The 19,145-nt window shown below is 70.4% G+C and carries 16 protein-coding genes; 6 read left to right on the top strand and 10 right to left on the bottom strand.

Going from position 1 to position 19,145, the window contains the following annotated elements; translation table 11 throughout:
• Nucleotides 1-107: 107 nt before the first annotated feature.
• From ACIBKX_RS19145 to ACIBKX_RS19135, 3 genes are read right to left on the bottom strand one after another with little or no spacing between them, the layout of a single operon-like run.
• A complete protein-coding gene (locus tag ACIBKX_RS19145; protein WP_363277650.1) occupies nt 108-1,409 on the bottom strand; it encodes a HAMP domain-containing sensor histidine kinase in 1,302 nt (433 codons plus the stop codon).
• Nucleotides 1,406-2,140 carry a hypothetical protein gene (locus tag ACIBKX_RS19140; RefSeq protein ID WP_363277651.1) on the bottom strand — a complete coding sequence of 245 codons (735 nt, stop codon included), beginning with the start codon at nt 2,138-2,140 and terminating at the stop codon, nt 1,406-1,408. The genes ACIBKX_RS19145 and ACIBKX_RS19140 overlap by 4 nt, the downstream gene beginning before the upstream one ends.
• A 60-nt stretch (nt 2,141-2,200) precedes the next feature.
• Complete coding sequence (locus ACIBKX_RS19135) at nt 2,201-2,869, bottom strand: class F sortase (RefSeq protein ID WP_363277652.1); 669 nt, start codon at nt 2,867-2,869, stop codon at nt 2,201-2,203.
• Between the two features lie 177 nt (nt 2,870-3,046).
• On the opposite strand from ACIBKX_RS19135, the gene ACIBKX_RS19130 reads away from it, so the two are divergent.
• The gene (locus ACIBKX_RS19130; RefSeq protein WP_363277653.1) at nt 3,047-3,853 is read left to right on the top strand and encodes a nuclease-related domain-containing protein; all 807 of its coding nucleotides are present in this window, start codon (nt 3,047-3,049) and stop codon (nt 3,851-3,853) included.
• 32 nt (nt 3,854-3,885) lie between these two features.
• Here the strand turns inward: ACIBKX_RS19130 and ACIBKX_RS19125 are convergent, their stop codons facing one another.
• From ACIBKX_RS19125 to ligD, 3 genes are all read right to left on the bottom strand, one after another.
• Nucleotides 3,886-4,314 carry a nuclear transport factor 2 family protein gene (locus tag ACIBKX_RS19125; protein ID WP_363277654.1) on the bottom strand — a complete coding sequence of 143 codons (429 nt, stop codon included), beginning with the start codon at nt 4,312-4,314 and terminating at the stop codon, nt 3,886-3,888.
• A gap of 113 nt (nt 4,315-4,427) precedes the next feature.
• Entirely contained in the window at nt 4,428-5,309 is an 882-nt protein-coding gene (locus tag ACIBKX_RS19120) for an ATP-dependent DNA ligase (RefSeq protein WP_363277655.1), read from the bottom strand.
• On the bottom strand, nt 5,306-6,202 hold the full coding sequence (ligD, locus tag ACIBKX_RS19115) for a non-homologous end-joining DNA ligase (RefSeq protein WP_363277656.1): 897 nt from the start codon (nt 6,200-6,202) through the stop codon (nt 5,306-5,308). The genes ACIBKX_RS19120 and ligD overlap by 4 nt, the downstream gene beginning before the upstream one ends.
• Before the next feature lie 80 nt (nt 6,203-6,282).
• Here ligD and ACIBKX_RS19110 point away from each other — a divergent pair, with 80 nt between their 5' ends.
• The gene (locus ACIBKX_RS19110) at nt 6,283-7,290 is read left to right on the top strand and encodes a Ku protein (RefSeq protein ID WP_363277657.1); all 1,008 of its coding nucleotides are present in this window, start codon (nt 6,283-6,285) and stop codon (nt 7,288-7,290) included.
• A gap of 321 nt (nt 7,291-7,611) precedes the next feature.
• On the opposite strand, the gene ACIBKX_RS19105 is transcribed toward ACIBKX_RS19110, so the two are convergent.
• Nucleotides 7,612-8,409, bottom strand: coding sequence for a class I SAM-dependent methyltransferase family protein (locus tag ACIBKX_RS19105; RefSeq protein ID WP_363277658.1), 798 nt, complete (start codon nt 8,407-8,409; stop codon nt 7,612-7,614).
• 121 nt (nt 8,410-8,530) lie between these two features.
• On the opposite strand from ACIBKX_RS19105, the gene ACIBKX_RS19100 reads away from it, so the two are divergent.
• Together ACIBKX_RS19100 and ACIBKX_RS19095 are read left to right on the top strand one after the other, a co-directional pair.
• Nucleotides 8,531-8,800, top strand: coding sequence for a type B 50S ribosomal protein L31 (locus ACIBKX_RS19100; RefSeq protein WP_363277667.1), 270 nt, complete (start codon nt 8,531-8,533; stop codon nt 8,798-8,800).
• A 37-nt stretch (nt 8,801-8,837) separates the two neighbouring features.
• The gene (locus ACIBKX_RS19095; protein WP_363277659.1) at nt 8,838-10,178 is read left to right on the top strand and encodes a DUF1254 domain-containing protein; all 1,341 of its coding nucleotides are present in this window, start codon (nt 8,838-8,840) and stop codon (nt 10,176-10,178) included.
• 148 nt (nt 10,179-10,326) lie between these two features.
• Here the strand turns inward: ACIBKX_RS19095 and ACIBKX_RS19090 are convergent, their stop codons facing one another.
• Together ACIBKX_RS19090 and ACIBKX_RS19085 are read right to left on the bottom strand one after the other, a co-directional pair.
• Nucleotides 10,327-10,743 (bottom strand): SRPBCC family protein, encoded by a 417-nt coding sequence (locus tag ACIBKX_RS19090; protein WP_363277660.1) that lies wholly within the window; start codon nt 10,741-10,743, stop codon nt 10,327-10,329.
• A gap of 250 nt (nt 10,744-10,993) precedes the next feature.
• Nucleotides 10,994-13,915 carry an AAA family ATPase gene (locus ACIBKX_RS19085; protein WP_363277661.1) on the bottom strand — a complete coding sequence of 974 codons (2,922 nt, stop codon included), beginning with the start codon at nt 13,913-13,915 and terminating at the stop codon, nt 10,994-10,996.
• A 553-nt stretch (nt 13,916-14,468) separates the two neighbouring features.
• Between ACIBKX_RS19085 and ACIBKX_RS19080 the strand changes: the two genes are divergently transcribed.
• Complete coding sequence (locus tag ACIBKX_RS19080) at nt 14,469-17,285, top strand: AAA family ATPase (RefSeq protein ID WP_399375836.1); 2,817 nt, start codon at nt 14,469-14,471, stop codon at nt 17,283-17,285.
• Nucleotides 17,286-17,382: 97 nt separating this feature from the next.
• Here ACIBKX_RS19080 and ACIBKX_RS19075 read toward each other — a convergent pair whose 3' ends face one another.
• Entirely contained in the window at nt 17,383-18,030 is a 648-nt protein-coding gene (locus tag ACIBKX_RS19075) for a class I SAM-dependent methyltransferase (protein ID WP_363277663.1), read from the bottom strand.
• A 236-nt stretch (nt 18,031-18,266) separates the two neighbouring features.
• On the opposite strand from ACIBKX_RS19075, the gene ACIBKX_RS19070 reads away from it, so the two are divergent.
• Nucleotides 18,267-19,118, top strand: a complete 852-nt coding sequence (locus ACIBKX_RS19070; protein WP_363277664.1) for a sugar phosphate isomerase/epimerase — start codon at nt 18,267-18,269, stop codon at nt 19,116-19,118.
• Nucleotides 19,119-19,145: the final 27 nt, after the last annotated feature.

Genomic DNA, 19,145 nt, shown 5'->3' with positions numbered 1-19,145 from the left:
CCAGGTGCACTGCGCGTGGGGCAGGACCAACACGACCCATAGGCCGCAATTCACACTAAAAGTGACACCCTGCGCACGCAAAAGGTCACGCGGCGTCAAACCGCCCGTCAAGCCGCCCCGTCGGCACCCTTGTCGCCGCTCCCGGCCGTCCCGTCGTGTGGCAGCGTCAGCGTCGCCACCGCGCCGCCGTCCGGCGCGTTCGCGAAGGTGAGCCGCGCGCCGAGCACCGCGGCCTGGCCGAGCGCGATCGTCAGACCGAGCCCGTGCCCCTTGCTCGTGCCCTCGGTGCGGAACCGCTGCGGACCGTGTTCCACCAGGTAGTCCGGGTAGCCGTCGCCGTGGTCGCGCACCGAGACGACGGGCCCGTCGACCGTCACCACGACGGGCGCGCGCCCGTACTTCCCGGCGTTGGCGAGGAGATTCCCGAGCACCCGCTCCAGTCGCCGACGGTCGGTCAGCACACAGACGTCGCGTACGACGACGAGCTCGGCGCCCGCCCCCGAACTGCGCGCGGCACGCTCGGCCAGTGGGGCGAGATGGTGGTCGTCCAGATCGACGCGCTCGCTCTTCGCGTCGAGCCGGGAGATCTCCAGGAGGTCCTCGGTGAGGGTGCGCAGTGCCGCCACCCGGTCACGCACCAGCTCGGTGGGGCGGCCCGGCGGCAGCAGCTCGGCCGCCGCGTGCAGCCCGGTCAGCGGGGTGCGCAGCTCGTGCGCCACGTCCGCGGTGAACCGCTGCTCGCTCGTCAGCTTGCTCTGCAGCGACGACGCCATCGTGTCGAGGGCGCCGGAGACCGCCGCCACCTCGTCCTGATGGCGTGCGGGGCCCTGGGTGCGCGGGTCGTTCACCCGGGCGTCGAGGTCGCCCGCGCTGATCCGGCGGGCCACCGTCGCCGTCTGGTGCAGGCGGCGCGTCACGCGGGTCACGGCGAACGCCCCGACCAGGAGCGTCGCCCCGATCGCGAGCACCGAGGAGCCGAGGATCGCCCGGTCGAGCCCGTCGATGGTGCGGGCGCCCTGCGCGTAGTCGACCTCGACGGCGATGGCCCGGCCGTGGTCGGCGGGCCCGGCGGCCCACATCGTCGGCCGGTCCTCGTGTGCGCCGACCATCGTCCCGCGCTCGCCGTCCGCCGCCAGCTCCCGCAGCCGCGCGGGCAGTCTCGGCGGGTCGATGCCCGCGCCGGGGCCGAGCCCGTCGCCCGCCTCGTACGCCCGGGTGACGTCGTCGAGCCGGATCAGGGCGCGCTCGCGGGCCTGCCCCACGGTCTGGTTGGTCACCGAGACGTGCACGAGTGCGCCGAGCAGCGCGGCGAGTGCGCAGCACATGACGGTGATGAAGACCGCGGCCTTCCAGGTCAGGGTCGCCGTCCAGGCGGGGAGCCGCGGCCCGCGCGGCTGACGGTGACTCATGCGGTGCCGCTCGGGGAGGGGGAGTGGGAGGGCTTCGCGGGCTTGGCCGGGGTCTTCGTCGGCGCGTTCGGGGAGCGTACGATCTCGTCGCTCGTCGGCAGCATGGTCTTCTGGTGGGAGTCCCAGGACCAGACGGTGCGGTACTCGTAGCCCGGCTGGCTGGAGACGGCGCGGATGACCACGTCACGGGCGGCGAGCTCGACGCCGAGCACCGCGTCCCCCGTCTCCATGATCTGCGTGAGGCGCCGCTTCTCCATGGCGTAGGCGCGGATGGCGAGATTCTCGTCGTGCCCCTTGGCGAGCCGGATGCCGACGATGAGGTCGTCCTTTCCGTCGCCGGTGAGGTCGCGGTAGTAGGCCTTGAGCACCGGGCAGTGGTCGTCGGCGTGGCCGCAGGTCCGCAGGCGCTGGAGGGTCTCCTTGTAGACCGCGTCGGAGCGGCTGTAGAGCCCGGGGTTCTCGTCGAAGTCGGTCTTCGCGACGGTCGCCGGATCGACCTTGTGCAGATCCCCGTCGGGTACGTCGACGCCCGTGACCGGCAAGCTCTCTATGACGCCGTAGTCCTCGGCGGGTTTGGACGGCGGCGGCAGCTCGGGCCAGAGCCGGGCGGGCCCGTCGGCCGTCGGGGTCGGTCCCGCGCTGCGCAGATCGCCCGGATCACCGCAGCCGCCGGCCAGCAGGACGGCGGACAGGGTGAGGGCGGCGGCGAGCGCGAGACGGCTCCGGTTCACTGCACTCCTGCCTGCCTGCGGGCCGCCCGTGCGGCGGCGCGACCACGGCGCTGGTTGGGGCTACGTCACGAGATCGGCGTAGAGAATGATGTTGTCGGTGCGGTGGCCGTCCCTGATCGGGCCGCCGCAGGTCAGCAGGCGCAGCTCGGGCCGGTCGGTCGCCCCGTACACCTTATGGGTGGGGAAGTCCTCTTTGCTCACCTGCTGGATCTCCCGCACCTCGAACGTCGCGGTGCTGCCGTCGGCCCGCGGCACCTCGATCGTGTCCCCCATTCTCACCTTCGCCACATCCTTCATCAGCGCGGGACCCTTCGCGGTGTCGTAGTGGGCGACGAGCACGGCCGCGCCCTTCTCGCCGGGCGTGACGCCGCCGGTCCACCAGCCCGGCTCGTCCGCCTTGTCGGCGGGCGGCACGTCGAGCGCGCCGTCGGCGCCCACGCCCAGGTCGAGCATGGACGTCGCGTCGACCCCGGCGGTCGGGATGCGCAGCCCGGTGGGGCGGGACTTCTCCAGTGGGGCCGGTGTCCGGGCGGCGGGCGCCGCGGCCGCGTTGCTCACCTTCACGTCGGGCGCGGGGGAGGAGCCCGAGCCCTGGCCGCAGGCGATCAGTCCGGCGCCGAGCGCGGCGGTCAGCGCGGCGGCGGCGATGAGGCGGGCGGTGTGGCGGGGCCCGGCGGTGGTTTCGTGCGCGGAGGCTCCTGCGGAGGCTTCTTCGGTGGGGGTGCTCACGGGGGATTCCTAACGTGGGCGGGAGGGTCGCCCACGACGTTAGGTGTCCGCTATTGCGGTAATTCGGCGGCTTTGTAACGGCGGGGCGTAACCGCGGAAGCGGTGCTGTTACGGGCCGACCCGCATATTGCCGAAGGCATGCCCCGGCTGGTCCCATGGTCGATGGGGTGATGCCGCATGAGTAGCGGACTGCGCGTCATACCGGCCTGGCGGCACGGACAGGAGCGGCTGTACGTCTGCCTGGCGGACGGCAGGAACGTGGCCTGGTACGACCGTGACCAGGCCCGCGTGAATCTGTTGAACGAGGCCCGCAGGCAGGACGTCCTGCACGTCCTCGCGCCGTTCCTGACCGGCGGCTACTCCGTGGGCCCGCCGCCCGTCCCGACCCCCGCCGAGCTGTCCCGCCTCGCGCTCCACCCGGACGACGACCTCGCGCCGAACCGCCCCGGTGAGGCCCTGCTCATCGCCCTGGACCGCGACCCGGCCACCACGCGCAGGCTGCGCGCCGACCCGCGGCGCCGGGCGCTCGCCGCCGAGCAGGCCATCGGCGGGGTGCTCGACGGCCTGGAGGCCGGGGGCTGGCACACCCTGCACTCCGTACCGCTGCCCGGCGGCGCCCGCATCCACCACCTGCTGATCGGCCCCGGCGGACTCTTCGGCGTCCATACGGTGCCGGCCCGCAAGCAGCGGGTGCGGGTCGCCGACCCGATGGTCACGGTCGGCCGCGGGGACCCGCGCCCGCTCCTGCGTGAGTTGCGCGCCGACGCGGACCGGGCCTCCTTCGCGCTGACCGCCGAGATCCGCCCGGTGCTCGCCGTGTCGGGTGCGTCGGACCTCGGCGTGACGGCGCCGCCGCGCGGTGTGCGGATCGTGCGCGACGGGGAGGTCTCCGCGCTCGCGGGCACCGGCGGCGTACTGAAACCGGCCGACGTGGAGGCGCTGCACGCGATGGCGCGGGACCGCCGGACCTGGCTGCGGCTCTAGCCCGTCCTCCTCGGTGCCGGCGGCCGCCGGTCTCAGAGGTTGTCGCCCCAGCCGCCCTGGATCATCGTCTGGAAGGCCCAGGCGCCGCCCCGCTTCACCAGGATGTCGGCGTACCGCAGCTGCTGCGTCTCGCCGTTCGCCGTCATCACGGAGTCCGTGAAGACGACGGCCATGGCGGGGGAGAGGAAGACGGGCGTGCGCGTGGACTCGAAGGTGATGTCCTCGCCGCCGTCTCCCATCACGTGCGTCATGGTCGCGACGAACTGTTCCCGGTCCCACTGAGCGGAGCGGCCGTCGCCCGCGGAGTCGTCGCTGACCAGGTTGAGCGGGAAGACGGCCATATCGGCCATGCGCTGCACGTCGCGCTTGGCGCTGTGGGCGTCGTACTCGGCGAACCAGGCGGTCAGGCTCGCGCGGTCCTCGTCGGTCGGGACGTATCCGGTCTCGGGCAGAAAGGTCACTCGGTCTCCTCGTCTGGTCAAGCTTGACTACGTACGAAGGAAGGTATGCTCGAATCCGTCGCTAGTCAAACTTGATTAGATGTGATGCCGGTCACGGAAGCGCTCGGGTGTGCTCAGCGGAAGCGGACCACCGCCGCTGTCGCGTGCCGGGTCGTGTTCTGCCGTACCTCCACCGTGACGGGCGGCTCGGCCGGCAGCGCGGCGTAGGTGACCTCGCCGATGCCGATGGCCACGGCCGTCCCCTCGCCCTTCGGGTCGGGCAGCGCCGCCGCGGCGGCCGTCCGCAGCGCGGGAGGCAGCGGGGACGACACCACGGGCGTGCCGTCCCCCGGCAGTACGAGGACCAGCGCCTGCGGCCGGGCCCTGCTCCCCGTGAACCCGACGACCAGCGCGTCCCTGGTGTCGCTGTGCCGCAATTTCAGCCACGCGCGCGTGGCGCCCCGGTAGGCCCCGTCGAGCCGTTTGACCACCAGGCCTTCGACGCCGGTGTCCGTCAGCGCCTCGTACCAGGTCAGGGCGGTCTCGCGGTCGGTCGTCATCGGTACGGGCTGCAGGGGCGGGCCGAGCGGGTCCAGGAGGTGTACGAGGTGGGCGCGCCGCTCCTCGTACGGCCGGGCCCGGTGGTCCTCGCCCTCCTCGGCGAGCAGGTCGAAGGCTGCGTACGAGGCGGGCAGATCGCGTGCGAGCAGAGCGGCACGCGCGCGGGTCGCGTTGGCCCGCTGCTGCACGGCCCCGAAGTCGATCCGCCCCTCGGACCAGACGACGACCTCGCCGTCGAGCACCGTCCCCACGGGCAGCCGCCGCGCGGCCTCGGCGAGGTCGGGGAACGCGGTGGTGACCAGCCGGCCCGACCGGGCCTGCAGCATCACCCGGCGGCGCTCGACGATCACGACGAGGCGGTGCCCGTCGAACTTGGGCTCGTACGCCCAGCCGCCGCCCTCGGGCAGCGAGGTGACCGACTCGGCGAGGGCGACCTTGACCGGCAGGCCGATCATGCCGACGCCTTCGCCGGGAGCGGCCGTGCGCGGTTCGCGTTGATCAGCGGGCCCAGCAGATCGCCGTAACGGAGCAATCGGGCCGCGATGTCCCCCGCCCGGAAGACGAGCTGCTCCGGAGACCCGCAGTCCGTGACTTCCGCCCAGGTCACCGGGGTGGAGACGGTCGGCTCGTGGCGGGCGCGCAGGGTGTAGGGGGTGGCGGTCGTCTTCGCGGCGGCATTCTGGCTCCAGTCGACGAAGACCTTGCCGGGGCGCAGGTTCCGGGCCATCCGGTGGACGACCAGGGCGGGCAGTGCGCGCTCGGCCTCCTTGGCGAGTGCCTTCGCGTACGCCGTCACGTCGTCGGACGGCGTCGGTTCCAGCGGGCAGAGCAGATGCAGGCCCTTGGAGCCGGACGTCTTGGCGTACACGTGCAGTCCGTCGGCGCGCAGCCGGTCGCGCAGCCAGAGTCCGGCGCGGCAGCACTCGACGACGGTGGCGGGGGCGCCGGGGTCCAGGTCGAGGACCAGGCGGTCGGCCATCGCGGGGGCGTCGGCCTGCCACTGCGGGGTGTGGAACTCCGTGACGAGATTGGCCGCCCACATCAGGGTGGCGAGGTCGTTGACGACGATCTGCCGGGCGTTGCCGTCCGAGCGCGGTACGTCGGCGGTGCGGACCCAGGAGGGGGTGCCCGGCGGGACGTTCTTGGCGAAGAAGCGCTGGCCGTCGGGGCCGTCCGGGAAGCGCAGGAAGGAGACCGGGCGGTTGTAGAGGTGGGCGAGGAGGGAGCCCGCCGTACTGGCGTAGTAGTGCAGCATCTCGCCCTTGGTGAAGCCCGTGGCCGGGTACAGCACCTTCTCCAGATTGCTGAGGGCCAGCCGCCGCCCCTCCACCTCGGTGATCGGCGTCATACGATGAGAATCCCATGAAAGCGGATGAACCACCCGAAAGCGGTTTTCGGCTCGGTTGGCTCGGTTGAGAGGTGCCTTACGTGCGATCCATATGGAACGGTGCGATCTCCTTCGGTCTTGTCAGCATCCCGATCAAGCTGGTGAACGCCACGGAGAGCCACTCGGTCTCCTTCCGGCAGATCCATCTGGAGGACGGCGGGCGGATCCGCTACCGCAAGGTGTGCGAGCTGGAGGAGAAGGAGGTGACGTCCGCGGAGATCGGCAAGGCGTACGAGGAAGCGGACGGGTCGATGATCCCGATCACGGACGAGGATCTGGCCTCGCTGCCGATTCCGACCGCCAAGACGATCGAGATCGTCGCCTTCGTGCCGGCGGACGCGATCGACCCGTTGCAGATGGACGCGGCGTACTACCTCTCGGCCAATGGAGTGCCCGCCGCCAAGCCGTACACATTGCTCCGGGAGGCGCTGAAGCGCAGCCAGAAGGTGGCGATCGCCAAGTTCGCGCTGCGGGGGAAGGAACGCCTCGGGATGCTGCGGGTGGTGGACGACGTCATCGCGATGCACGGCCTGCTGTGGCCGGACGAGGTGCGGGCGCCCGAGGGAGTGGCGCCGGACACCCGGGTCACCGTACGGGACGCGGAACTCGACCTCGCGGACGCGCTGATGGACACCCTCGGGGAGGTCGACATCTCCACCCTCCACGACGACTACCGCACGGCGGTCGAGGAACTGATCGCCGCGAAGGCGGAGGGCGGGGCTCCGGCGGAGCCCGCGGGTGCCGGGGAGGCGGGCGGCGGGAAGGTGATCGACCTGATGGCCGCGCTGGAGAGCAGCGTGCGGGCGGCGAAGAGCGCGCGCGGCGAGGACGGGGGTTCGGCGGACGTGACCCCGATCGCTTCCCGCCGCAAGCGGGCCGCCGCGGAGCCGAAGCAGGTGGGGGGCAAGAAGTCGACTGCGGCAGCTGCGAAGAAGACGGCCGCGAAGAAGTCGACGGCCACGAAGAAGACGGCCGCGAAGAAGTCGACGGCCACGAAGAAGACGGCTACGGGGAAGAAGACGACGGCGAAGAGGCGGAGTTCGGCGTGAGGGAGCGCCCTCGACCCAGCTCGCGTACCGCTTTGATGGGCGAACAGCCCAACCCTTGGGACCGACTCCGGCCCCAGTCTGCGGTGCGGTGCGGTTGTGGGGCGGGGCCGTGCCGGTATGTCCGTACTCGCCATCTCCTGCAAGCCCCGTTACTGCTTCGGCTCGGGAGGCCTGCGTGCCGTGCTCCGTGCGGACATACCGACCCGTCCCCTCGCGTCTCGTCGCGCGCTGCGGGTAGTGCCCCGAAGGGGCGCGGGGCTGTGACATTTGCGGCTCCGCCGCGGGGCGCGACCAGCCACGACGAATCCGCAGACAGAAGCCCTACGCCGTAGCAACCGTCACCGTGAACAGGCCCACCTGTTCCCGCCGGGTGGTGACGCCCTCGAAGCCCGCCGACCTCGCCCATTCCTCCGTCTGGTCGGAGGACCGGCACTTCATCACCCAGAGGTGCCCTTCCCGGTTCGGCAGGACATTCGCGATGAAGTCCAGTTGGGGGTGGTGCGTCTGCGTGGTGAAGACCAGCGTGCCGCCCGGCGCCAGCAGGGACCGCAGGCGCTGCATCGAGGCGCGGATCGTCGCGTCGTCGAGCAGCAGCTCGTACAGGCCCGAGACGACGATGACGTCCGGCGCCCCCTCCGCCGGCATCCGCGGAGCCAACGCGTCCCCCATCTCGTACGCGACGTTGTCAAGGCCACGCTCCCGCGCGAGCCGCTCCCCCTGCCACAGCCCGGAGCCCGCCAGATCCCGGCACAGGACCCGCACCCGGCCCGGCGGATACGGGGCGACGAGGTCCTGGAGGTAGCGGCCGGGGCCCGCGGCCACGTCCAGGACGAACACCTCGCCCCGGGGCCGGCGCTCGATCTCCGAGCGGAGGATCTCCTGGAGCAGCTCCCGCCGCGCCCGGATGGCGCGCCACCCGACGGCGTTCAGATACCCGCGGTCGATGAGCCGGCCGAGGCCGAGCGCGCCCTGCGCCCGGTTCACATAGACGTAGTCCAGCATCGAGCCGCTGTCGAAGCCGTGCCGGAATCCGACGCGGATCCCCTTCGAGGCCCGCCCCACCGTGCCCAACAGGGTCCGCAGGGCTGCCCATTTGAGTCGTACCGGGATGGATGTCATGGCAGCAAGCGTCGGCGCGGCACCCCGCCCCGCACATCCGCCCGGCTACTCGGAACGGGCTGAGTACTCCGCCTGGCGCCCCCGGCTCGCCAGTACGGCGCCCCAGGGCAACCCTGGAGGAATGACCAAGGACGAGAACGACAGCAGATACCGCCCCGTGGTCTTCCGCGACCGCTCCGCGGGCTACGCCTTCCTCACCCGGTCCACCGCCGCCACCGACCAGACGATCGAGTGGGACGACGGCGAGACGTATCCGCTGGTGGAAGTGGAGATCTCCGCCGAGAGCCACCCCTTCTACACGGGACGCGCCCGCGTCGTGGACTCCGAGGGACAGGTGGCCAAGTTCGAGCGCCGCTACGGGGACCAGGCCGCGCCGGGCACCCCCGAGTGAGTACACCCCGTACGAGCGGCGACCGAAGGCGGCAGGGATGACGGATGATCTGCAGGCGCTGGCGACCGAGGCGTACGTGTACGGCTTTCCGATGGTGGCCGGGCTCGACGAGGTCGACCGCTTCACCCGCAAGGGCATGGGCGTGATCCCGCCCGCCCCGTTCAACGAGTTCAGCCACGGCAGCGGGCTCGCGGGACCCGACGACACCTTCGTGACCATCAACAACGACACGCTCTACTCGATGGCGCAGCTCGACCTGTCCGGCGGCGCCCTGCTCCTTACCGTGCCGGACACCGACGGCCGCTACTACGTCCTGCAGTTCGTGGACGCCTGGACCAACAACTTCGCGTACGTCGGCCGCCGCGCGACCGGCACCGGCGCGGCGAGCTTCCTGCTGACGCCGCCCGGCTGGGACGAGCCGGTGCCGGCGGGCGCCACCCGGATCTCGGTGCCGACGATGGTGGCCTCGATCGTGGGCCGCTGGGCGTGCGCGGGCCCGTACGACGTGCCGGCGGTGCGCGAGCTCCAGGAGGCGACGCTGCTCGAGCCGTACTGGACGGCGTCGGGGGAGTCGCTGGGGCTTCCGGCCTACGCGTACACCCCGGAGGGCGAACCGGAGCTGCGGTTCTACGAGAAGCTGCGGTCGGGGATGGCGGCCTTCCCGCCGGCGGCGCCCGACGTCGCGTACCAGCGGCGGTTCGCCCCGCTGGGCCTGTTGGAGGTGCAGAGCCCGTACGCACAGGCCGCGCCCGAGCTGGTCGAGGCGCTGCGGGCGGGCTTCGCCGCGGGGAAGGAGCAGGTCGAGCAGGCCACCCGGGACGGCCGGAGCCCGGAGCAGAACGGCTGGCGGCTCGCCTATCACTCCTTCGACTTCAACGCCGACTACTTCGAGGTCGGGACCCTCAAGGACCCCCAATGGGTCTACACCGACCGGGAGTTGGGGCGTGAGGTGCGGGCGGCCGCGGCCCGTGCCGGGCTCTGGGGCAATCACGGCTACGAGGCGGCGTACGCGATGACGTGGGTCGACGAGGAGGGCGAGCCGCTGGACGGTTCGCGTTCCTACACGCTGCGGTTCGAGAAGCCGCCGCCCGTCGACGCGTTCTGGTCGGTCACCATGTACGACGTACCGGACTACCACCTTGTCGCGAATCCCGCCGAGCGCTACTCAGTCGGCGACCGCACCCCCGGTCTCGTGTACGGCGACGACGGCTCGCTCACGGTCACCCTCCAGGCCGGGCGGCCGGACGACGAGGTCTCGGCGGCGAACTGGCTGCCCACTCCCGAGGGGCCCTTCCGGCCGGTGCTGCGGATGTACACGCCGCGGGCCGCCGTCTTCGACGGGACGTACGAGCTGCCGCCGGTGCGGCGCGTGCGGTGAAAGGGTGGAGCCCCTGCCGGGCAGTCGGCAGGGGCTCCAGTGGCGCCGGTCAACGGCGGGGGATGCGGTGACCGGTGCGCATTAGGGGGAGGCTTCAGACGGAAGCCGCCGTGATCAGGGCGCCGTCTTGTTCAGGGGGCCGTCTTGTTCAGGAAGCGGCCTTGATCAGGGCTTCGGCGACCGTCGAGAGGTTCTTGGAGAGCTCGGAGCCGATGGCGGCGGCCAGCTCGTCGCTGCCGGGGCCGTCCAGCTCGACCTTGTGCGTCATCCGGCTGCCGCCGCCCGGCAGCGCCGTGACCTGGCAGCCGATGCGGTGCACGATTCCGCCGTCCATCGGGGACTCGACCACAAAGCTCTCCCCGTCGACCACGGAGAGCAGGCTGAACGGTATCTCGCCTGCTCCGGCGCGGAAGATCACGCCGTTCTGCCCCGCGGTAAAGGCTCCTTCGAGCTCCACCTTCTCCAGGCCGGGGTTCCAGTCGGGCCACGTCGCCACATCGACACATCGTGCCCAAACGGCGGCCTGAGTGACATCCGCCTCGACATGCAATTCGTCATTCCACATGTGTGTGCCGTCCAGTGTGAAGTCGGGCGGTGCGGCCGCCCCAGAGGTAACTGTGTATGCCGTAGATGCTTGAGTATATCTTATACACAGAGCCGCTCGGGGTGTCAACGATCCACTGCGCGAACAGGGGTGGGCAGGGGTCGGAAGGGGTGCCGTGCGCCCCGGACAGGGGTCCGGGGCGCACGACACCCCTATGAATTCGCGGAAGTGTCAGAATTATGTCGGCACGGAAGTGCGCAAGTGCGGAATGTCAGGAAGGGAGTTTCTCCCGCTGCAACTCCGCGGGGAGTTCCTCGCGGTTCCTTATATTCATCTTCCGATAGATGCGGGTGAGATGCTGCTCGATCGTGCTGACCGTGACATAGAGCTTCGCCGCGATCTCACGGTTGGTCCGCCCCTGCGCCGCGAGAATCGCGACCCGCCGCTCGGATTCGCTGAGTTTGGCCAGAACCGGCAGGTACAGCGCGGAGTATTCGTCCGGCTCGTGGTCCTGGCCGAGCGGCAGCCCCGCCGACTCGACCTCGCGCCGCAGCTCGTCGGAGTGACAGCGCTGGGCGAGCCGGCGGGCCTTGCGTGCGAAGGACTGCGCCTGGTTCCGCTCGCCGATCCGCTGGTAGGCCTTGCTCAGATCGGCGAGGACCCGCGCCGTCTCGTAGGTGTCGCCGCTGATCTGGAGCATGTCCAGGGCCTCTTCGAGCAGGGCGGGCTGGTCCGCGGGCGCCGAGATGGACGCGTACGTACGCAGCGCGAGGCCGCGGGCGCGCGGGTGGTCGAGCTCCGAGCTGATCGTCAGCTGCTCCTGGAGCAGCTGCGCCGCGCGGTCGGCGCGGCCCAGGCGCCGCCAGGTCGCCGCGGCCTCGGCCCGCCAGGGGACCAGGGTCGGGCTGTCGATGTCCCACTTGACCATGTGCTCGCCGCAGGCGGTGAAGTCGGCCAGGGCGATGTGCCGCCTGCCCACGGCCAGTTGGTGGCGTCCGCGCGCGTGCAGGTAGTGCAGTCCCACGCGGGTCTGCAGCAGTGTGGGCGGCACGGGGCGGTTGAAGAGGGTTTCCGCCGCCTCGTGGTTGCCGATCGCCGTGTAGGTGTCGGCGAGCACACTGAGCGCGAGCGCGGAGCTCTCGTTCAGTTCGAGGCCCGCCACCCGGTTGAGCGCGAGCTCCGCCTGGGTGGCGGCGGTGTTCAGGTGCCCCTGGCGGAACGAGGCGAGGGCGTGCATGGCGGCGATCACGCCCTGCCAGGTGGGGAAGGCGAGCAGCACCGCCTCGTCCATGAAGTGCCGGCACCAGGCGGCGGCCGACTCCGCGCGGTCGGCGTAGATCAGGGAGAGGATCGACGCCGAGATGGCGCGGTACGAGCTGTTGCAGAGACCGGCACCCTGCAGGACCTGCTCGGCCTGGGCCAGGGTGTGTTCGTTGGCCCGCCGGGACAGGACGGCCGACAGGGCGTGGGCCGAGCGCAGTTCGGTGGGGCAGAGCGTGGGCATGATCGTGCCGGACTCCGTGCCCGACAGCGTGCCGGAGTCCGGGCCCGGCCGCGCGGGGCCGGGCACCGGCAGCGTCAGGCCCGGATAGCTGGCCCGTACGAGGTGCTGCAGCGAGAGCAGTTCCTCGTGGGGGCCCGCCGCGGGGCTGTCGGTGTGCGTGAAGAGGTGCTCCAACACCTCGCCGGCCTCGTCGAGTTCGAGGTTCCACAGCATGATCTCGGCGGCGTTCGCGGCCTGTTGCTGGCGCACCTTGCCCGCCAGGATCGGTCTTCTGAGGGTGGCGAACATCGACTGGGCGGCGGCGGGGTCGCTGAGCCAGTGGATCAGCGCGGTGCGGACCTTGATGATGTTCAGGTCGCGTTCGTCGCCGCAGCATTCGCCGGCCAGGGTGAGATAGCGGATGGCCAGGTCGGGCTCGCCCTTGAGCAGCGACTTGAAGGCCGCCTCCTGGAGCAGCGGATCCGCCCACTCCTCGCCGGGCTGGCCGGCCAGGAGCAGATGCCGGGCGACCGTCTCGGCGGAGGCGCCGTCGTCATGCAGTAATCGGGCGGCCTTGTGGCGCAGCGCGGCGTTCTCGCTCAGCGGCATGTTGTCGAGCACCGCGTTCGGTACGTCCGGGCAGCGGAACCGGGTGCCTTCCAGTACGCCGATGTCCTGGAGGCGGCCCGCCACCTGCTGGGCCACGAGGACGCTGACGCCGATCAGGCGGGGCAGCAGATGCAGGTCCGCGGAGACGCCGAGCAGCGCGATCCCGCGGGCGACCCGGAGGGCGAGCGGTCCCGCGCGGTGCAGACAGGCCAGCACGGCGTCCTGGAGGACGCGGCGGTCCCGGTCGGCCGGCCGCGGCGACCGTCCTGCCGTCTCGGTGAGCAGGGCGTCCACCAGCAGGGGGCTGCCGCCGGTGAGCCGGTGGTACTCCTGGGCCGTCTCCTCTGCGTCTCTGGTGTCCCCGGTGTCCCGCAGGGGGCAGCGCCGTTCGATCCACTCCGCGATCTCGGCCGGTGACAGCGGGTCCAAGCGGAATCGCCGTACCGACGATTCGTAGAGCAACTCCTCCAGGAAGGGCAGCGGCTTCCGGTTCAGCGGCGGATTCCAGGTGCAGACGATCGCCAGCGGGTGCGGATAGTGGCCCTGGGCGAGGCGGCGCAGGGACTGGAGGGAGTAAGCATCCATGTAATGGATGTCGTCGACGGTGAGCAGCACGGAACCGCGCCTGGCCAGTTCGACGATCGACCGGTAGGTCTCGCGCGCCGCCGCCGACAGCTCGCCGGGCGGGCCGGCCTCCGCGGCCGTCGGGGCCGGTGCGAACAGGGAATCACCGCTCGACCTGTGGAGCCGCTCAAAGGCCGCGAACGGAACACCTTGATCTTCCGGTGTACCCGCAACGTTCAACACCGTGACACCAAGAGATTCCGCGCGCTCGAAGAGCGTGTGCAAGAGAGTGCTCTTGCCCATTGCGGTGATGCCGCTCAGCGTGGCGATTGTGGGTTTTCTGCCTTCACTGCCGTCGAGGAGGTGCAGGAGTTGGCTGATTATTCGTTCGCGTTCTTCAGGCAATGCCGCAACCCCCGTGGTCCCGACCTGGCGATTTCGCGCAAAATGTCGCAAGATCCCCGTGCCGCCGCGCGTGAGCGAGCAGCTGGGGTGCGCGGCAGAACAGTATACGAAGCGAAACTGTGTGCGACTCATACAGTACTCGCTCCGTAGGTGGTCCAGTCAAGCGTGATCTGTAATGTCAAGACCAAGAATCAGCAAAGAGAAGCGGAGTGGCCAGTTCCCGTAGTTGTTGGGTCAACTGTCGAGTGCAGGCCTTAGGGGGGTGCCCCCGCTGCACCGCCCCGCTCCCCCGCCGCAGGGCTGGCCAGCGGCTTTATGGGGCGCCCCCCTAAGGCGATCAGCACCCCGTCGGGGTGTAAGGGGGGTGGGGTGTGAGCCGGGTAGGGGTTGGCCTGTCTGGTGCGTGGACGTAGCGTTCCGGCTGTTGCGCAAGGTACTTGACAAGACAGTCGAGAGCAGTTGCGCACCTTCCACATCGTGGATTACGGGGGAAATTGATGAATCGGTTCATGCCTCAGCGCATCCTTCCTGGCGTGCGGAATTCAGTGCTGCCCGACGGCGGGCCTGCCGCCGCTTGACGCCATGGTCGACCGAGCTCCCTCAACAGGTGGAGCCGAACGTTCTGAAATTGAGTGGACCTGCCCTTCATGAATGACTGAGCAGGCGCAACATCCTGTATTTCGCGGTGTTGGACTCTGGAGGCACGTCAGTGTTGTTGGTAGCGCGTGAAGAAATCTCCGGTCAGCTTGATTCCATTCTGAGCGAGACGCCCGTGGGGGCGAGCAATATCGCTGTGATCAGCGGCCCTACTGCGATGGGCAAGAGCACGGTGCTCCGCTCCTTCAGCCGACGGGCCGCCGCTTCCGGCGTGACCGTTCTCAGCGCCGTGAGTTCGCGTGACGAGAAAACTCTTCCGTACGCCGTCCTGGGAAAGCTCTTCGATTCCCTGGGGCATGTGGCGCCCGCCGTTCCGGACGGCGGAGTACGCACCCCGGATTTCCGCAAGGACCCCATTCACGTCGCCCGAGAGGTCTATGCGGTCATCGCGGCGCTGGCCGGGCGCGGCAGGGTTCTCATCACCGTCGACGACGTACAGCACACCGACATGGAGTCGCTGCGCTGTCTCCAGTACCTCGCCAACGGGCTGCCATCCGGAATGCTCCGGCTGGTCTTCGCCTGGGAGTCGCAGGTCGAACGGGCCCCGCTCCAGGTCCTGCAGGACTTCATCTACCGCCCCGACGTCCTGCGCATCCGGGTCGCCCCGCTGAGCACCGACGACATCGAGCGCATGGTCGTCGGCAGGACCCGCTGCACCCCCTCCGCCGCCGCGGCCCGTATCCACGAACTCACCGGCGGCAACCCGCTGCTCGCCGCCGCGCTCCTGGAGGACGGCCCGCCCTGCGGCTGCGGCACCGCCCACCCCCGCGGCGCGGCCGGCGAACAGCCCCCGGCACCCGCCGGCGCGCCCGGCGCCCGCTTCCGCGAGGCCGTGTTGATCTGCCTGCACCGGATGGGTGGCAACGCTACGCGTGTAGCGCATGCCCTGGCGATGCTCGACGGCTCCGTCAACCTGCGCCGGCTGAGCCGGCTCACCGGCATCGGCATGGGCGTGACCCGCGAGATCGTCGACAAGCTCACCGAGACCGGCATCACCAACGGCCTGGAGTTCCGCCACCGCAAGGCCACCCGCGGCGCGATCCTCGGCGGCATGTCCGGCGAGGAGCGCACCCATCTGCACCACCGCACCGCCCAACTCCTGCACGAGGAGGGCGAACCCTCCCGGTCGGTGGTCCGGCATCTGATGGCCGCGGGCCCCGCACGGCACGACTGGATGCTGCCGATCCTGCTCGGCGCCGTACAGACCGCCCTCGAACAGCACCAGATCCGCTCGGCCATCGACTATCTGCGGTTCGCCGAGGAGTGCTGCTCCGACGGCAACCAGCAGTACGCGATCAAGGCGCGCACCGCCGCGCTCTACGGACTCGTCGACCCCTTCTCCTCCGCCGAGCGCTTCCTCTCCCTCAAGGCGCCGATCCTGGCCGGCAACCTCACGGGCGCCGACGCGCTCCGCCTGGCCTGCTCGCTCTTCGAGTATCTGCGGTTCGACGACGCGATGGACATCGTCGAGTACGTCGCCGACCGGGACGACGCCGCGGCGCTCGGCGCCGAGTGGCGCTTCACCCAACTGCTCGTCGCCACCAACTACCCGGCCGTGCTGCCCCGCCTGGAGGCAGTCGTCCCGGAGGCCGCCCGGCGCGGCACACCCGCCAACTCGCCCGCGCTGCGCGCCGTGCGCTGCCTCTCCTCGGTGCTCGCCCAGTCCGGCGGCGAGCACACCATCGCGCTGGCCGAGCAGGTGCTGCAGGACGAGAGCGTCGCCCACGGCTCGTTCGACGGGGTGGCCTTCGCCATCCAGTCCCTCGTCTACGCCGACCTGATCGACACCGCGGCCGACTGGTGCGAGCGGCTCCTCGCCGGCACCCGCGAGGACGACACCCCCGCCTGGCAGTCCTGGCTGCGCTCGCTGAGCGCGCAGGTCGCGCTGCGCCGGGGGCAGATGGACGAGGCGATCGCGCTGGCCGAGCGGGCGCTGGCCTACTTCACCGAGTGCGGGTACGGCGAGGCGGCCGCGATGCCGCTGTCCGTGCTGGTCGAGGCGCACACCGCCACCGGCAACCTGGAGGAGGCGGCCGCCTATCTCACCCGGCCCATGCACCCCGCGCTCTTCGAGACCCGGCAGGGCCTGCACTACCTCTACGCGCGCGGCCGCCACCACCTGGCCTGCAACCGCGGGCACGCCGCGCTCGCCGACTTCCTGGCCTGCGGCGAGCGGATGGACCACTGGAACATCGACACCCCGGCCCTCGCCCCCTGGCGCACCGGCGCCGCGGAGGCCTGGCTGCGGATCGGCGACCGGGAACGCGCCGCCCGGCTCATCGACGAGCAGCTAGCCAAGGTCGGTACGGGCCTCACCCGCACCCGCGGTATCACCCTGCGCTCCCTCGCCGCGGTGCGCGAGGTGCACGAACGCCCCTCGGTCCTGGCCGACGCCCTCGACGTACTGCAGCTCAGCAACGACCGTTACGAGAGCACCCGCGCACTGGTCGACCTGAGCGAGGCCTACCAGACCCTCGGCGACAAGGCGCAGGCGCGGACGGCGGCCCGCAGGGCGCGCCGCACGGCGAAGGGCTGCCACGCCGACGACGGCCATCAGTCCTTCATGGCGGCCTGTTCGCTGCCGGGCTCCCCGGCGAATCCGGGGCACTCGGGGAAGAGTTCCTGCGTCGTCCCCGACGACCACTTCGCGGAACTGAGCGACTCCGAGCGCAGGGTGGCGATCCTCGCCGCGAGCGGCTATTCGAACCGCGAGATATCCGCGAAGATCTATGTCACGGTCAGCACCGTCGAGCAGCATCTCACCCGTGTGTACCGGAAGTTGAAGATAAGGAATCGCGAGGAACTCCCCGTGGAATTCCACGCCGACGCCGCCGAACTGGCGTAGGGCGGACCCGGCAAAGCAGTGGCCGGTACCGGAGAGATCCGGTACCGGCCACTGCTTGCTGTCCGGGAAGAAACGCGCGACGGAAGCCGCCCACGCGTCACGCGATATACGTGGAGACCTCCATGCCGTCGCCGACGTTGATCAGGTTCGAGACGAAGTTGCCGCCCCGCACGTGGTCGAAATAGGCCTGCTGCGGGAACAGCCCCATGTCGTCGGCGATGATCAGGGCGTTCGGCGCGAGCTGCGGCTCCAGGACCTTGAGCACCGGCAGGTACAGGTCCTTCCAGCCGTCGAGGAACACCATGTCGACCGGGCCCGGCAGGTTCGCGAGCGACTCCAGGGCGTCACCGTCGCGCACGTCGGTGATGTCGTCGAGGCCGGCGTCCGCCATGTTCTTGCGGGCGGTCGCGGCCTTGTCGGCGTGCCACTCCGACGTGATGACCTCGCCGCCGTTGTCCCGCGCGGCCGCCGCGAGGAACACCGTGGAGATGCCGAACGAGGTGCCGAACTCGACGATGCGCTTGGCGTTGCGGGCGCGGGCCTGCTGGTAGAGGAAGTCACCGCACTCGCGCGGAATCGCGAGGTAGGCACCGGACAGCATCGTGGTCTGTTCCTGGTGCGTGAAATCGTCGATCGGCCGGTTCTTGGCGATGAGTTCCGCCGTCGCCGGTCCTTCGACGACTTCCTGGTCGGCAAAGAGATGGTTGATTGTCGCCTGGACACGTTCCGTCGTCAGGGTGTTCATTCCGCGCCTTTCGAGAAGGACTGCAACGGCGGCCGATGCTACGGGCCCGAGGTCGCGAGAAGGAAGGTGATCGGCCCCCATGACCCCATGGTTAGGGGGCAGTTGACGGTTCTTAGGGGGCGGACCCCGTGGTGCGGCCCAGCGCGTCGCGTATTGAATGGGCGGCAGTTCAGGAGCCTTGTGCCGAGGGCTCGGACAAGTACACCGCACGTACCACGAAAAGGAGTCGATCAACGATGAGCATGCTTGATCTGAAGCCCGTCTCGCTGACGTGTCTTCACATGCTCGGTGTCCCTTTTGGGGAGCCCTCGCGCTATTCCTTCGAGGAGCGCGTCGCCGCTGCCGCGACTGACGGAATCGCCGACCTCGGAATGGACGCGAGCGAATTCGACACCCTCCTCGCCGAGCGCTCCGCCGACGACATCAAGGCCATCCTCAAGGACCACGGGGTGCGCTTCGGTGAGCTGATGGGCCACTACGGCTGGCACTTCGGCGGCGACTACGGCAAGCAGGCCCGGCAGATGGAGGACCGTCTGTACGAGATCTGCGACACCTTCGAGATCACGAACCTGAAGACGTTCGTCATGACGCCGACCGAGATGCCCACGAAGGAGGAGCTGGTCGAGCGCTTCACCGGCGTCTGCGACCGCGCCGCCGGCCACGGCGTCCAGATGGTCCTGGAGCCCGTCACGGTCAACCCCGGCTTCGGCTACACCGAGGCCATCGACCTGCTCATCGCGGCCGACCGCCCCAACACCGGCCTGATGATCGACTGCTGGCACTTCTTCCGCGACCCCGACAACTACAAGGCCCTGGACCGGCTCCCCGCCAAGTACTTCCTCGGCGTCGAGCTGCGTGACGCGGCGGCCGAGCCGCAGGGATCCCGCCAGGACGACTGCACCACGTACAACAAGCTGCCCGGCCAGGGCGAGTTCGACCTGCTCGGCCTGCTGCGCCACCTGGACTCGCGCGGCATCGACGTCCCGCTGTCGGTGGAGTGCATGTCCGACGAGCTGCGCAAGGTGTCCGCGCAGGAGAACGTCGACCTCACCGTGGCCGCCGTCCGGTCGCTGCTGGCCGGCGCCTGACGCGCATCCCGGCGGATTCGCGAATCT

Origin of the sequence: Streptomyces sp. NPDC050658 (assembly GCF_044457025.1) — a bacterium.
In the GTDB taxonomy this organism is placed as follows: Bacteria; Actinomycetota; Actinomycetes; order Streptomycetales; family Streptomycetaceae; genus Streptomyces.
This window is presented reverse-complemented; position numbering and strand designations above follow the sequence as displayed.

Coding starts and splice junctions, on each gene's coding strand:
- ACIBKX_RS19145 (WP_363277650.1), bottom strand. CDS start 1,409: ATGAGTCACCGTCAGCCGCGCGGGCCGCGGCTCCCCGCCTGGACGGCG.
- ACIBKX_RS19105 (WP_363277658.1), bottom strand. CDS start 8,409: ATGACATCCATCCCGGTACGACTCAAATGGGCAGCCCTGCGGACCCTG.
- ACIBKX_RS19130 (WP_363277653.1), top strand. CDS start 3,047: ATGAGTAGCGGACTGCGCGTCATACCGGCCTGGCGGCACGGACAGGAG.
- ACIBKX_RS19085 (WP_363277661.1), bottom strand. CDS start 13,915: ATGAGTCGCACACAGTTTCGCTTCGTATACTGTTCTGCCGCGCACCCC.
- ligD (WP_363277656.1), bottom strand. CDS start 6,202: ATGACGCCGATCACCGAGGTGGAGGGGCGGCGGCTGGCCCTCAGCAAT.
- ACIBKX_RS19100 (WP_363277667.1), top strand. CDS start 8,531: ATGACCAAGGACGAGAACGACAGCAGATACCGCCCCGTGGTCTTCCGC.
- ACIBKX_RS19120 (WP_363277655.1), bottom strand. CDS start 5,309: ATGATCGGCCTGCCGGTCAAGGTCGCCCTCGCCGAGTCGGTCACCTCG.
- ACIBKX_RS19095 (WP_363277659.1), top strand. CDS start 8,838: ATGACGGATGATCTGCAGGCGCTGGCGACCGAGGCGTACGTGTACGGC.
- ACIBKX_RS19070 (WP_363277664.1), top strand. CDS start 18,267: ATGAGCATGCTTGATCTGAAGCCCGTCTCGCTGACGTGTCTTCACATG.
- ACIBKX_RS19090 (WP_363277660.1), bottom strand. CDS start 10,743: ATGTGGAATGACGAATTGCATGTCGAGGCGGATGTCACTCAGGCCGCC.
- ACIBKX_RS19075 (WP_363277663.1), bottom strand. CDS start 18,030: ATGAACACCCTGACGACGGAACGTGTCCAGGCGACAATCAACCATCTC.